10 protein-coding genes and 1 riboswitch are annotated in these 13360 nt (G+C 66.9%); of the genes, 1 reads left to right on the forward strand and 9 read right to left on the reverse strand.

Annotation, left to right across the window (positions count from 1 at the left end; genetic code table 11):
- Positions 1-240: 240 nt before the first annotated feature.
- From BMY06_RS09135 to BMY06_RS09165, 7 genes are all read right to left on the reverse strand, one after another.
- Positions 241-2502: an O-linked N-acetylglucosamine transferase family protein gene (locus tag BMY06_RS09135; protein WP_074982780.1), complete on the reverse strand. Its 2262-nt coding sequence runs from the start codon at positions 2500-2502 to the stop codon at positions 241-243.
- 254 nt (positions 2503-2756) lie between these two features.
- Complete coding sequence (gene metF, locus BMY06_RS09140) at positions 2757-3587, reverse strand: methylenetetrahydrofolate reductase [NAD(P)H] (RefSeq protein WP_065065648.1); 831 nt, start codon at positions 3585-3587, stop codon at positions 2757-2759.
- 96 nt (positions 3588-3683) lie between these two features.
- Positions 3684-4037 (reverse strand): phage holin family protein, encoded by a 354-nt coding sequence (locus tag BMY06_RS09145; protein ID WP_065065647.1) that lies wholly within the window; start codon positions 4035-4037, stop codon positions 3684-3686.
- A gap of 182 nt (positions 4038-4219) precedes the next feature.
- Positions 4220-5638: an adenosylhomocysteinase gene (ahcY, locus tag BMY06_RS09150; protein WP_065065646.1), complete on the reverse strand. Its 1419-nt coding sequence runs from the start codon at positions 5636-5638 to the stop codon at positions 4220-4222.
- A 33-nt stretch (positions 5639-5671) separates the two neighbouring features.
- Positions 5672-5791, reverse strand: a riboswitch (S-adenosyl-L-homocysteine riboswitch).
- Between the two features lie 67 nt (positions 5792-5858).
- Positions 5859-6644, reverse strand: a complete 786-nt coding sequence (locus tag BMY06_RS09155; protein WP_065065668.1) for a glycosyltransferase family 2 protein — start codon at positions 6642-6644, stop codon at positions 5859-5861.
- Positions 6645-6807: 163 nt separating this feature from the next.
- Complete coding sequence (locus BMY06_RS09160; RefSeq protein ID WP_065065645.1) at positions 6808-7530, reverse strand: LrgB family protein; 723 nt, start codon at positions 7528-7530, stop codon at positions 6808-6810.
- Between the two features lie 58 nt (positions 7531-7588).
- Entirely contained in the window at positions 7589-8050 is a 462-nt protein-coding gene (locus tag BMY06_RS09165) for a CidA/LrgA family protein (RefSeq protein WP_074982783.1), read from the reverse strand.
- A gap of 153 nt (positions 8051-8203) precedes the next feature.
- Between BMY06_RS09165 and BMY06_RS09170 the strand changes: the two genes are divergently transcribed.
- Positions 8204-9148 carry a LysR family transcriptional regulator gene (locus BMY06_RS09170; protein WP_074982785.1) on the forward strand — a complete coding sequence of 315 codons (945 nt, stop codon included), beginning with the start codon at positions 8204-8206 and terminating at the stop codon, positions 9146-9148.
- Between the two features lie 92 nt (positions 9149-9240).
- Here the strand turns inward: BMY06_RS09170 and BMY06_RS09175 are convergent, their stop codons facing one another.
- Positions 9241-10956: an OmpA family protein gene (locus tag BMY06_RS09175; protein WP_065065642.1), complete on the reverse strand. Its 1716-nt coding sequence runs from the start codon at positions 10954-10956 to the stop codon at positions 9241-9243.
- Positions 10957-11219: 263 nt separating this feature from the next.
- Positions 11220-12851 carry a GMC family oxidoreductase gene (locus BMY06_RS09180; RefSeq protein ID WP_074982787.1) on the reverse strand — a complete coding sequence of 544 codons (1632 nt, stop codon included), beginning with the start codon at positions 12849-12851 and terminating at the stop codon, positions 11220-11222.
- Positions 12852-13360: the final 509 nt, after the last annotated feature.

Raw genomic sequence — 13360 nt, forward strand, 5'->3', positions numbered from 1 at the left:
ACGCCGTCACAAGCGAGCCAAAAAGTCCCACGGCTCGTGGAAAACGCTCGCTTGACAGGCGCGCGCCGAAGCGCCTCGCTTAGCCTCGGGGTGGCGACGGCTCAAGCATTCCGGGCGATTTCTTGCACGCTTTTGGTCGTTTTATCATCATTCGTGGGGCTTTTTTAGTTGTTTTGCGCATTTCACGCCGCGGCTTAATGCAGACTCAACGTGAGCGAAAGACGCGTTGCGCGACCGCGATCACGGTGATGTGGACGCATCCGCTGACGGAATCGCCGCCGGGACGGCGTCGCTCGCGCACCAGTCTCGCCACATCTCGCGCCACGCGGCTTCCATGCCGCGAGCAAATCGCGCGCCGTCCATCAGCGGCGAGGCCTGCATGCGCGCACGCAGACCGGCGCGCAGCGCGGAAAGGCGCGGCAGATCGCGCGCCAGCGACACGACGATCTCCGCATATTCCGCGTCGCTATGCGCGGCCAGATCCGGCAGCCCCAGATTGCTCAGCAGCGATAACCCGGCGCGCGCATGCGCCGTGCGACCGACGCGCGTGGGCACGGGCACGCCCATCCAGAATGCGTCGAGGCTCGTGGTGTGGCCGTTGTACGGAAAGGTGTCGAGCGCGATATCGATCTGCGACCACGTGCGCAGATAGTCGTCGCGCGACTGGAAGCCCACGTAGTTCACCTGCGCCGGATCGATGCCGTGCGCCGCGAGGCGCGCGTTCAGGCGTTCGCGCGCGCTGCCCGGCGGCGCCATCAGCACGAGACGCGTGCGTTGCCCCGCCTCGCGCAGCGCGGCGAACACGCCCGACCAGAGCGCGAAGGTGGCGTCGGTGAGCTTGCACGGATTGTTGAGACAGCCAAACGTGATGAGCGACGCCGAGAGTGCTGGCAGCGCGCTCACCGCGATGCCGGGCGCCTGCGCGTCGTAGCACCAGAACGTGTCGGGCAGACGCAGCGTGCGTTCCGTGTACTGCGCGTCGAGATTCGGTACGTCGCGCGGATCGAGCCACGGATCGCTGAACCGCCAGTCCATCGCCGGACTGCCGGTCGTGCCCGGATACGCGAGCCACGCCACCTGCACCGGCGCGGGCCGCCGCGCGAACACGAGGCGGCGCGCGCCGTCCATGTGCATCGTCAGGTCGACGAGGATGTCGATCTGGTCGGCACGAATCTGCTGCGCGAGGCTTTCGTCGTCGAGCTGGCTGACGTCGCGCCAGTGATCGGCGTAACGGGCGAGGCGCGCAGTGACCTCGTCGGCCTGCGGAACGAGCGAATAGCAGACGATCTCGAACGCCGCGTGGTCGTGATGCGCGAGCAGCGGCTGCATGAACAGCGCCTGGCAATGGTTGCGGAAATCGGGCGAAACATAGCCGATACGCAGCCGCCGCGCCGGCTCCGGCGTGTTCGCATAGGCGTGCGGCTTGAGTTGCATCAGCGGCGCAGGCTGCCACGCGCGCTCGTGCGCGGCGGCAAAGCGCTCGGTTTCCGCGCGGATCGCAGGACCGTCGTCGCTCGCGAAGGTCAGCGCGTAGACCAGATTGCTGTGCGCGCCCAGACTGCCCGGTTCGCAGCGGAGCGCGTGGCGGTAGGCGGCGATGGCGTCCTCGATGCGGCCCATGCTCTTGAACACGTTGCCGAGATTGCTGTGCGCATTCGCGAAGCGCGTGTCGATGTCGATGGCGCGCAGGAAGTGCGCGAGCGCGTCGTCGAGATGCGCGAGATCGACGTGCACATTGCCGAGATTGTTCCAGGCGGCCGCATTGCCGGGATCAAGTTCGAGCGCACGCGCGAGTGCGTTGCGCGCCTCGCCGTAGCGGCCGATCGTGCGCAACTGGCAGCCGAGATTTGTGAGCACGTCGGGCGAATCGGGCGCGAGCGTGCGCGCGTGCTCCAGCAGAGTCAGCGCGTCGCCGGTGCGATGCAGCGCGATCAGCACGTTGGCCAGGTTGTTCCACGCGTTCACGCTGCCGGGATCGATGGCCACCGCGCGGCGCAGCGGCGCCTCCGCACGCGCGGCCTCGCCGCTCCCCAGCAGCAGGCTGCCGTAGTTGTAGTGCGCGGCCGCGTAATCTGGAGCGAGCGTCAGCACGCGTTCGAACAGGGCCAGCGCGCGCGCCGTGTCGCCCTGCTGGGCGCACAGATTGGCGAGATTGTTCAGCGCGATCGCGAGGTCGGGCTGAAGCGCGAGCGCGCGTTCAAGCGCGGCGATCGCGTCGGCCGTCTGCGTCGCCGGATCGTAGGTGAGCGCGAGGCTCACGAGGAAATGCGGATCGTGGCGCACAGCGAGCGCGCGCTCGATCAGCGCGCGCGCCGCCAGCCGGTCGCCCGGCGTGGCGACGATGCCCGCCAGATGCAGCGCGTCGACGTCCTGCGCGTTGGCCGCGATCAGGCGCTTGCAGCGCGCGTGGGCGTCGTCGAGCGCGCCTGCGCGCCAGGCCGCGACGGCGTCGGCGAAGGTGCCGGCGGCGGAAGCGGGATCGGTGAGATCGACGGGGTTCATGATGGACGGGCTGCCGCCGCCGGCATCAGCCGGGGCGCGCGATCTGACGGATAGGCAGAAGGTGAAGAAGGCGCGTGAAAAAGCGAATCGGCAATTATCGGCACCGTCTCGATTCAGACCACTTGACCCACATCAGCATCCCGGATTGCGCGCCCATGAAAAAACCGCGCGGCGCCTTCGAAAAGAACGCCGCGCGGTTCGCGGATACAGCTTGAATCACCGCCTGTGCGCCGCCCGGCGCGCGGTTCGGACGCTCAGACGCCCAGACGTTCGCAGATCGCCTTGCTCGCGTTGGCCGCGTTGAGCGTGTAGAAGTGCAGGCCCGGCGCACCGCCGTCGACGAGGCGGCGGCACAGGTCCGTCACCACGTCGAGGCCGAAAGCGCGGATCGCTTCGCGGTCGTCGCCGAAGCTTTCCAGACGCTTCGCGACCCAGCGCGGCACTTCCGCGCCGCACATTTCCGAGAAGCGCATGAGCTGCGAGTAGTTCGTGATCGGCATGATGCCGGGCACGATCGGCACGTCCACGCCCAGCTTGCGCGCGTCGTCGACGAAGCGGAAATACGCGTCGGCGTTGAAGAAGTACTGCGTGATCGCCGAATCGGCGCCCGCTTTCACCTTTTGCGCGAACGCTTCGAGGTCGTGACGCGGCGAGCGCGCCTGCGGGTGATATTCGGGATACGCGGCCACTTCGATGTGGAACGCGTCGCCGGTTTCGGCGCGGATGAACGCGACGAGATCCGACGCATAGCGCAGCTCGCCCATCTCGCCCATGCCCGAAGGCAGATCGCCGCGCAGCGCCACAATGTGACGGATGCCGTGCGAGCGGTACTGCGCGAGGATGTCGCGCAGGCTGTCGCGCGTCGCACCGATGCACGAGAGGTGCGGCGCCGCGTCCACGCCTTGTTTGGCGATGTCCGCGACGGTGTCGAGCGTGCCCTGTTGCGTCGAGCCGCCCGCGCCGAAGGTCACCGAAACGAACCGCGGCTTGAACGCGAGCAGCTGTTCGCGCGTGGCGCGCAGCTTCTCGACGCCGTCCGGGGTCTTCGGCGGGAAGAATTCGAATGAGAGTTCGATCGGTTTCATGATGAGTGGGCCGAGGCGGCGAGCCCCGGCCTGGTCGTCAACTACATGTCAACTCGTCGTCAACTGGGCGCCAACTACGCGCCAACTGCGCGTCGATCAGCCGAGGCTGCGGTTGCCGAAAATCAGCGCCGACAGCAGCCACGACACGATGCTGTACAGGATCGAGCCGAAGAACGCCGACCAGAAGCCCGACACCTCGAAGCCCTTGAGCAGCGACGCGGCGAGCCAGAAGCACAGCGCGTTCACCACGAGGATGAACAGGCCGAGCGTGAGGATCGTCACGGGCAGCGTGAGGACAATGAGCAGCGGGCGCAGCACGGCGTTGATCAGGCCGAGCACCAGCGCCACGATGAGCGCGGTGCCGAAGCTGCGCACGTGGATCGACGGAACCAGCCAGGTGATGATCAACAGCGCGAGCGCGTTGATCAGCCAGGTCAGCAACACGGTCATGGTGAGTCCTCTTGCGTCGTGGTTATGTGGTGCGCCCGCGCGCATCGATGAGCGCGCGCGGGCGTAGTCACAGCATCGGGCTGGTCGCTTAAAGACGTCTTAAAAATAAGGGCCGTCTCGCTGCGGTTTTGTATCGACCCGTAACAGTCAAAGCAGACAACGTCGAGTCGACGCGAATCGACTTAATAGCGATAGTGGTTCGGCTTGAACGGACCGTTCTTGTCGACGCCGATGTACGAAGCCTGGTCGTCCGACAGCACCGACAGGTTCGCGCCGATGCGCGCAAGGTGCAGACGCGCGACCTTTTCGTCGAGATGCTTCGGCAGCACGTAGACCTTGTTCTCGTACTTCTGGCCTTCGCAGAACAGTTCGATCTGCGCGAGCGTCTGGTTCGTGAACGAGTTCGACATCACGAACGACGGGTGGCCCGTGGCGCAGCCGAGGTTCACGAGGCGGCCTTCGGCCAGCAGGATCACGCGCTTGCCGTCCGGGAAGATGATGTGGTCGACTTGCGGCTTGATGTTTTCCCACGTGTACTGGCGCGTCGAGGCAACGTCGATTTCCGAGTCGAAGTGACCGATGTTGCAGACGATCGCGTTGTGGCGCATCGCCTTCATGTGGTCATGGCCGATCACGTGGAAGTTGCCGGTGGCCGTCACGAAGATGTCGGCCTTGTCGGCGGCGTATTCCATCGTCACGACGCGGTAGCCTTCCATCGCGGCTTGCAGCGCGCAGATCGGATCGATTTCCGTGACCCACACCGTGGCGCCCAGACCGCGCAGCGATTGCGCGCAGCCCTTGCCCACGTCGCCGTAACCGGCCACGACCGCGATCTTGCCCGCGATCATCACGTCGGTCGCGCGCTTGATGCCGTCGACGAGCGACTCGCGGCAGCCGTACAGGTTGTCGAACTTCGACTTCGTGACCGAGTCGTTGACGTTGATGGCCGGGAACGGCAGACGGCCTTCCTTTTCCATCTGGTACAGACGGTGCACGCCCGTGGTGGTTTCTTCCGTCACGCCCTTGATGTGCGCGAGGCGCGTCGAGTACCACGCCGGATCGATCGCGAGGTGCTTTTCGATCGACTTGTACAGCGCGACTTCTTCTTCATTCGTCGGCTTGGCGATGACCGAGCGGTCCTTTTCAGCCTTCGAGCCGAGGATCAGCAGCAACGTGGCGTCGCCGCCGTCGTCGAGGATCATGTTGGCGAATTCGCCGTTCGGCCATTCGAAGATGCGGTGCGAGAACTCCCAGTATTCGTCGAGCGACTCGCCCTTGAATGCGAACACCGGCGTGCCGCCCGCGGCGATCGCGGCGGCGGCGTGGTCCTGCGTCGAGAAGATGTTGCACGAGGCCCAGCGCACGTCGGCGCCGAGTGCCGTCAGCGTTTCGATCAGCACGCCCGTCTGGATCGTCATGTGCAGCGAACCGGCGATGCGCGCGCCCTTCAGCGGCTGCTGCGCCTTGTACTCTTCGCGCGTTTGCACGAGGCCGGGCATTTCGGTTTCGGCGATGTCGAGTTCCTTGCGGCCCCAGGCGGCAAGCGACATGTCGGCAACGAGGAAATCCTTGGCTTGATCTTGCGGAATTGCGGCGTTCATCACGCCCTCCTTTCTAAAAGTGACTAGAAATTAAAGACGTGAGCGCCGTTTTTCAGTGCGGTGCGTTCGTGGCATGAAAACCGCGAACTGGCCGTATTGAGCGCCTTCGAGCCTGGCGGATGGGTGACATCCGTCGCAACGCTCCTCGAAGACGAGGCGTGATTGTAGCAAATCGAGATGACTGCGGCGCGTCGGAAAGACAGGGACGCATTCGACCGGCTCAGCGCGTGGGCGTATTCAACGCATCCGGCGCGATCTGCAGCGCGCGCAACTGCTGCACGCTGGCGCGCGCGTTGTCGAGCCAGGCGCGCGAGGCGCGCAACGTGGCGTCGTTGGCGACCGGATCGGCTTCGGTGTAACCGAGCTGGATGTTCAGAAAGCGCTCGGCGTGGATGCCCGTGTGCCAGTGCATGCGCACGCGTTTGGCGTCGATCAGGCGGCGCTGGCCGAAGATCTCGCGCAGCGCCCACGACAGCGCGCCGTCCTCGCCGCCGTAGCGTCGGAACAGTTCGTCGGTGGGAAAGCCGCCGAGCGCGAGCAGCACGTTGCGGCGGATCACGAGGCTGCTCGGCACCGTGTTGCTGAGCACGGCCGCGAATTCCGCAAACTGGGGATGCCGCGTGAGGCGCGCGGGAAAGCCTGCGTAATCGACGTCGAGCCGGATCACCGCTTCGTGCGGATGCGCGTCGAGATGCGCGCGCGCGGCGGCGAGCGCGCCGGGCAGGTATTCGTCGTCGGCGTCGAGAAAGGCGAGCAGCGGCGCGACGGTGTTCAGCGCCGCCCAGTTGCGCGCGCGGGCCGGACCGGCGTTGCCGGGCATCTGCAGCAGCCGCACGCGCGCGTCGCGCAGCGCGTAGACGCGCACGATGGACGCGGAGGCGTCGGTGGACGCATCGTCGACGACGAGAATCCGGGTGGCTTCAGGCTGCGCGAGGCAACTGTCGAGCGCGCGCGCCAGCGTGGCGGCGCCGTTGAAACAGGGAATGATGACGGAGATTTCAGACATGGAACGCAGCGCGTACTGGCCGCGGAAAACGCGGGGAATCGTGCGATGGTAGCCCCGTCTCAGAATCGCGGATCGCCGCGCGCTTGCGTCGCGGCGGTGCGGATCGTCGCAGATCAAATGCCGGTCGAAAAGGCGGTGTCGCGTGAAGCCGTCGCTCCGGATCTCAGATCGGCAGAAAGCCCAGCGCCGGTGCGAGCAGCACCATCACCACGCCCGCGATCATCATCGTCAGGCTCGCGACCACGCCTTCTTCGCTGCCCAGTTCGCGCGCCTTCGCGGTGCCCACGCCATGCGCCGCCGCGCCGAACAGCGCGCCGCGCGCAAGACGCGTGCGCAGCGGCACGAGCCCGAGCACCAGCTCGCCGAACAGCATGCCGCAGAGGCCGGTGGCGATCACGAACAGCGCGGTGAGATCGCGCGGCGCGTGGATCTTGTCGGAGACCGCGAGCGCGAACGGCGTGGAGACCGAGCGCGTCATCAGGCTGCGTTGCAGTTCGGGCGAAAGATGCAGCAGCTTCGCGAGCGCGAGCGAGCCGCCCACCGCCACCATGATGCCGACCGTCACGCCCACCGCGAGCGAAATCCAGTGGCGCTTGAGCAGCGCGCGGTATTCGTAGATCGGCACGGCGAACGCCACCGTGGCGGGCCCGAGCAGCCACATCAGCCAGCGCGTGTCCTGAAAGTAGACCGGATACGGAATATGCAGCAGCAGCACGATCGCGCCCAGCACGACCGGCACCGCCAGCAGCGGCGTGAGCCACGGCGAGCGCACGCGTGCGTAGAGCGCCTTCGAGGCGAAATAAAGCGCGACGGTGAGGATGAAACAGCCCGCGGCGATCAGCCGGGAGGCGTCGTCGGCGAACAGCGAAGCGTAGAACGTGTTCATGACGGAATCATCCTTGCGAGACGGGCGGAATCAGCGAAAACGGAATGGCGGGCGGCGCTCAGGCGCGCGCCAGATGACGCGCATCGCGCACGTGGCGCACGCGGCGCAGCGCGAGACGGCGTTCGAGGCGCGCGGCCTGTTCGACGGCGAACGCCACGGCCACCATCACCATCAGCGTGCCGCCGACCACCACCAGCGCGAGGCGCCAGCCGTCGGCGCGGAACAGACCGCCGTACTGCACGGCCGCCACGGCGGCCGGGATGAAGAACAGCAGCATGTCGGAGAGCAGCCAGTCGGCGCCTGCCTTGACCCAGCGCGGCGCCACGCCGCCGCAGAACAGCAGCACCAGCAGCAGCACGAGGCCGACCACGCCGCCCGGCACCGGCAGGTGCACGGCGCGCGCGAGTTGATCGGCAATAAACCAGACGCCGGCGAGCAGCGAGGACTGCGCCGCGATCCGGCCAACGCGGGCGAAACCGCCGGAGTGCGGGGCGCGTGCGGAAGTGGTCGAGGCAGTCATGGCAAACCCTAAGTGACATCGGAATGGAAGTCAGTATAGGGTGCAGCGCAGCATAAATATAATGACTTACGATTATCCGCTGCATTCGAAATTGGAATGCACCGGATGTGTGCGCACATGCGGCGCACTTGCAGCGTATAAGGAGGCAGAACCGTGGAATTGCGCGCCCTGCGGTATTTCATCGAAGTGGTGCGGCAGCAGAGCTTCACCGCCGCCGCCGAGCAGATGCACGTCACGCAGCCGACCATCAGCAAGATGGTGAAAGCGCTCGAAGACGAAACCGGCACCCAGCTGCTGCTGCGCGACGCGCGCCAGATGGTGCTCACCGACGCCGGTCGCATCGTCTATCAGCGCGGCCAGGACGTGCTCGCGGCGCACGCGCAGTTGCAGGCCGAACTCGCCGATCTCGGTACGCTCGGGCGCGGCGAACTCACCATCGGCATTCCGCCGATGGGCGGGTCGCTGTTCACGCCCGCGATCGCGGCGTTCCGTCAACGCTATCCGAAGATCGAACTGAAGCTGTTCGAGCAGGGTTCGCGCGCGATCGAGGCGGCGCTGATTTCGGGCGAACTCGAACTGGGCGGCGTGCTGCTGCCCGTCGATCCCGAGCAGATCGATCTCCTGCCGATCTCGCACGAGGTGCTGTGGCTGGTCGCGCAGCGCGGCTCGCGCTGGGACAACAAGCTCAGCGTGCCGCTTGGCGAACTCGCCAACGAGCCGTTCGTGTTCTACGGCGAGAGTCTCGCGCTCAACGACGTCGTGCTGAGCGCCTGCCGCACGGCCGGTTTCGCGCCGCAGATCGTCGGCCGCAGCGGCCACTGGGATCTGATGGCGGCGCTCGTGCTCGCGGGCGTGGGCATCGCGCTGCTGCCCGCGCCTTATGTACGGCGGCTCGACGCCGCGCGCTTCACCTGCCTGCCGGTGACCGAGCCGACCATCACCTGGGACATGGCGATCGGCTGGAAGCGCAACGGCTATCTCTCGCACGCGGCACGCGCGTGGCTCGCGGTGGCGCGCGAGGAGTACGGCAAGCCGTCTAATTTCCTCGACGATTTCGTCGGCCCGCCGGGCCTGGAGCAACCGGCCGCTCAAGGGTGAGACGCAACGGACGAAGCATGAAAAAAGCCGCCCGGCTCACGCCGGACGGCTTTTTGCGCTGTTGCCGATGACGCTGACCGACGCGTCGCGGCTTACTTCGCCACGAACTCGATACGGCGATTACGGAAGCGGCCGCTTTCGGTATCGTTCGCGGCGACCGGATTGGCGTCGCCGTAACCTTCGGCCTTGAGCGTGCTGCCCGCCACGCCCTGCGCGACCAGGAAGGTGCGCACGGCTTGCGCGCGCTGCTTCGAGAGCGCGAGGTTGGTCGCCGCCACGCCGACGTTATCCGAATAGCCCGCCACTTCGAGCTGCACCGGCTTGCCCTGCTTCGCGCACGCCTTCAGCGCCTTGGCCGAGTCGCGCAGATCCTGCGCGGCCGAGGCCGGAATCACCGAGCTTGCGGTCTTGAAGTTGATGACCTGCAGGTTGAGCACCTTCGCCACGTCGCTGCCCGCGCACGAGCTGTCGCTGACGAACAGGCCCTTCACGGCGTCGCGGAACGACTGCGTGGCGTCGGCCACGGCCTTCTGCACGTTGAACACGCCGATGTCGAAGCCCGAGCCGAACAGCGCCTTGAGCTTGTCGAGCCAGCCGAGCTTGGCGTCGGCGGCCGTCCCGCTCAGTTCGACGTGCGAGCCGTCGATCTTCACTTCCGCGCCGGGCAGCGCCATCAGCGGCAGCAGGCCGTCGAGGTGCGCGAGCCAGTCGGCGGGCTTCGTGGCGGCGTCGACCGTCACGTTGGCGTTGAACTTGCCGTCGCCGAACCGCTTCGTGAGCGCGTCGACGAGCTGCGCCTTTTCGGCTTCGGTGCCGACCGTGGCCGTGATCGTCGGCACGCCGTTTTTGTCAACCGCGAACGAGAGATGCGAATCCTGCGTGGGCGCGGGCGCAACAACAGCGCTGGCCGCCGATGCCGCCGACGCATCAGACGCCGCCGAGGTGATCGCGGGCGCCGACGCATTGTCGGCCGCGCTGGCTTCCGAAGCCGCGACCGCCGCGGGCGCCGAGGCCGCCTGATCGTCCTGCACCGGTTCCTCGCGATGGCACGAGCGCAGCGCGAAGAACGCCACGATCAGTGCGAGCGCGGCGAGCAGCCACCAGAGCCACGAATGCCCGCGCTTTTCGACGACGATCGGCGGCGTGCTGTCGCCGATCGTCTGCGGCGGCAGCGACGCCGACACCGGACGAGCCGGCGGCTGCGGATGATCGAGATGCGCCGACACGTCCTTCAGGCGCATGAGCACCGAGCCCGCGAACGCGCCCGCGCTGCCGAGGCCGACCGCGCTCGCGAGGCGGTCGGTGAGGCTCGCGTTGACCGACGAGAGTTGATGGCCGAGCAACGTTGGCAACTGGCCGACGAAACCCTGGGACGACGTGAAGTGCTGCTTGAGAATGCCCATCAGCGCCGCGCCGACCACGCCGGTCAGCGAGAACGCCGTGGATTGCGCCGCGCCCGTTTGCGCCGCGACTGCGTCGGCGAGTGCGCCGACGTTCACGCCCGCCGCCTTCTGCACCAGGTCGCGGCCCATCGTTTCGAGCTGGCTCAGGCCCGCGGTGCTCGACAGCAGTTCGGGCAACTGCTTGCCGATGCTCGCGTTCACGTCGGGCGACATGATGGTGGAGAACAGGCTGCGCGCGCCGTCGGCGGTGCTGCCGCGATGCATGATCGCCGCGACGAGCGCCGGCGCGACCGCGCCGGTGACCTTGCGCGTGAGATCGGGCGAGAGGCCGAAGCGGCCGGACAGGTTGCGGACGACGTCGTCGCTCAGGACCGTTTCCAGCAGGTGAAATACGTTGATGCTCATCGAGGCGGTTCCTCCCAGTTCGCGGACGCGCCAACTGACACGCCCAAGGTGCCGCGCGATTATAGGGACTCCGAAATCTCTAAATTGCGGATACCGCGAAGTTCACACAATCTTTAACGAAAAAGACGCTTTTTAAGCAATTTTCGTCAATTGAAAAAGCCAGCGAGACGTCGAGCGTCTCGCTGGCTTCGCGTGTCTTCCGAGTGCTTTGAGATTCGTCCGAGTGAGCGCACCACCGCTCGCTTGCGAAAAGAATGCGCGTGTCAGGCCGTCATTTGCGCGCTGTGCGTGGACGCGCTTTCGCGTCGGGCCGCGACGATCAGATCCGCCGCGCGCTCGCCGATCATCACGGTCGGCGCATTGGTGTTGCCGCCGATGAGCGTCGGCATCACCGAGGCGTCGGCGATACGCAGATGCGTCGCGCCGCGCACGCGCAACTGCGGGTCGACGACCGATTGCGCGTCGCTGCCCATGCGGCAGGTCGCGACCGGGTGATAGATCGTATCGGCGTGCGAGGCGATGGTCGCGCGCAGCTCGGCGTCGCTCTGCCCCGCCTGCGTGTAGATCTCGCGCCCGCCCATGCGCAGCAGCGCGGGCGCGTCGAGAATGCGCCGCGCGATGCGCGTGCCTTCGACGAGCAGATCGAGGTCGCGCGCATCGGACAGAAAGCGTGGATCGATCACCGGCGCTTCGCGCGCATCGGCGCTCGCGAGCGTGACGGTGCCGCGGCTCGCCGGGCGCAGCACGCAGACGTGCAGCGAATAGCCGTGTCCCCAGTGCAGGCGGCGGCTGTGATCGTCGACGAGCGCGGTGCAGAAGTGCAGTTGCAGATCGGGCCGCTCCAGCTCCGGACGGCTTTTCAGAAACCCGCCCGCCTCCGCCACGTTGGTCGTGAACATGCCGCGTCGCCCGCGCAAATAACGCACGAGGCCCGGCACCATCCTGGCCGCGCCGCGCAGCGAATAACCGACGGTCTCGCTCGAATGCACGCGCTTGTTATAAGTGAAGTCGATGTGGTCGATCAGATTGCGGCCGACATCCGGCGCGTCGTGCTGCACGGCAATGCCATGTTCTCGCAGATGCGCGGCCGGCCCGATGCCCGAGCACATCAACAGTTGCGGCGTGTTGAACGCGCCTGCCGCGAGGATCACCTCGGCGCGCGCCTCGATGCGCTCGCTGCGGCCCGCGCGCACGACGTCGACGCCGGTCGCGCGCACGCCGTCGAAGCTCACGCGCAGCACGGTGGCATCGGCGATCAGATGCAGATTCGGGCGCGGCGTCCCATAGAGATACGCGCGCGCCACCGTGCAGCGCTCGCCGCCGCGCTGCGTGACCTGATAGAAGCCGACGCCTTCCTGACGCGCGCCGTTGAAGTCGTCGTTGGCGGGGAAACCCGCTTCGAGCGCGGCCTGCACGAAGCGCTCCGCGACCGCGTTGCGCTCGCGCAGATCGGACACGCCGAGCGGGCCGCCCGCGCCGTGCCACGCATTCGCGCCGCGCGCGTTGTCCTCGGCGCGCAGGAAGTACGGCAGCACGTCGTCCCACGCCCAGCCCGTGCAGCCGAGCCGCGCCCATTCTTCGTAGTCGAGCGGATGGCCGCGCGTGTAGATCATCGCGTTGATGGCGCTGGAGCCGCCGAAGCCGCGGCCGCGCGGCTGGTAGCCGCGTCGTCCGTTCAGGCCCGGCTGCGGCACCGTCTGATAGGCGTAGTTGTTTTTGTTGCGAAACGGCACGAGCGCCGCCACGCCCATCGGCATGTTGACGAAGAGATTGCGCTCGGTGTGCGGACCGGCTTCGATCAGTGCGATGCTCGCGTCGGGACAGCGTTCGGCGAGGCGTCCCGCCAGCGATGCGCCGCCCGAACCGCCACCTACGATCACGTAGTCGTATTGCATGTCTCCTCCTGTTGGCGCGGCCCGGCGCTCGCGCGCGTGCCTTCAGCCCATGCAGCGGACGCTGCCTCTCAGTCTCGTGGATGTCTCGCGGACGTCGCGCGGACGTCGCGTTATCTCGCGTTGCAGCCGGGCGGCGCTTGAGGCACCCTAGTTGCACGCTCGTTCGATTTCACGTTTGTGGCCGATTGTAGGAAGTGTCAGGCACCGGGGTCAGCTTTTATCTCAGAGTGTTCCCTCTAATCCTGCCATTACACGATGTCTCATTGGCGACTAACATGAAGGACCGTCCGGCGCCCGGCGTCGGCGGTTACAAAAACGATTCCAGCAAGCAGCACAGGGAGCGCTGGAGCGCCCAGTAACCGGCCCGCCGCATGGGTCCAGACTGCGCATATAGTCTGGACGCGTGCGGCGCGGGCCGCCATCGGTGCGCATCACGAACGAGCATGACGGCCTCGCGCGCACGCCGCGCGTGGGCTTTTCGTCAGATCAGGCACGATGACACCGCGCGC

It is taken from the genome of Paraburkholderia tropica (assembly GCF_900109265.1).
Classification (GTDB): domain Bacteria; phylum Pseudomonadota; class Gammaproteobacteria; order Burkholderiales; family Burkholderiaceae; genus Paraburkholderia; species Paraburkholderia tropica.

Bases quoted from the DNA above. Each gene is read 5' to 3' on its own strand.
- BMY06_RS09135 (WP_074982780.1), bottom strand. From the start codon at position 2,502: ATGAACCCCGTCGATCTCACCGATCCCGCTTCCGCCGCCGGCACCTTC.
- ahcY (WP_065065646.1), bottom strand. From the start codon at position 5,638: ATGAACGCCGCAATTCCGCAAGATCAAGCCAAGGATTTCCTCGTTGCC.
- BMY06_RS09160 (WP_065065645.1), bottom strand. From the start codon at position 7,530: ATGAACACGTTCTACGCTTCGCTGTTCGCCGACGACGCCTCCCGGCTG.
- BMY06_RS09145 (WP_065065647.1), bottom strand. From the start codon at position 4,037: ATGACCGTGTTGCTGACCTGGCTGATCAACGCGCTCGCGCTGTTGATC.
- BMY06_RS09155 (WP_065065668.1), bottom strand. From the start codon at position 6,644: ATGTCTGAAATCTCCGTCATCATTCCCTGTTTCAACGGCGCCGCCACG.
- BMY06_RS09165 (WP_074982783.1), bottom strand. From the start codon at position 8,050: ATGACTGCCTCGACCACTTCCGCACGCGCCCCGCACTCCGGCGGTTTC.
- BMY06_RS09175 (WP_065065642.1), bottom strand. From the start codon at position 10,956: ATGAGCATCAACGTATTTCACCTGCTGGAAACGGTCCTGAGCGACGAC.
- metF (WP_065065648.1), bottom strand. From the start codon at position 3,587: ATGAAACCGATCGAACTCTCATTCGAATTCTTCCCGCCGAAGACCCCG.
- BMY06_RS09180 (WP_074982787.1), bottom strand. From the start codon at position 12,851: ATGCAATACGACTACGTGATCGTAGGTGGCGGTTCGGGCGGCGCATCG.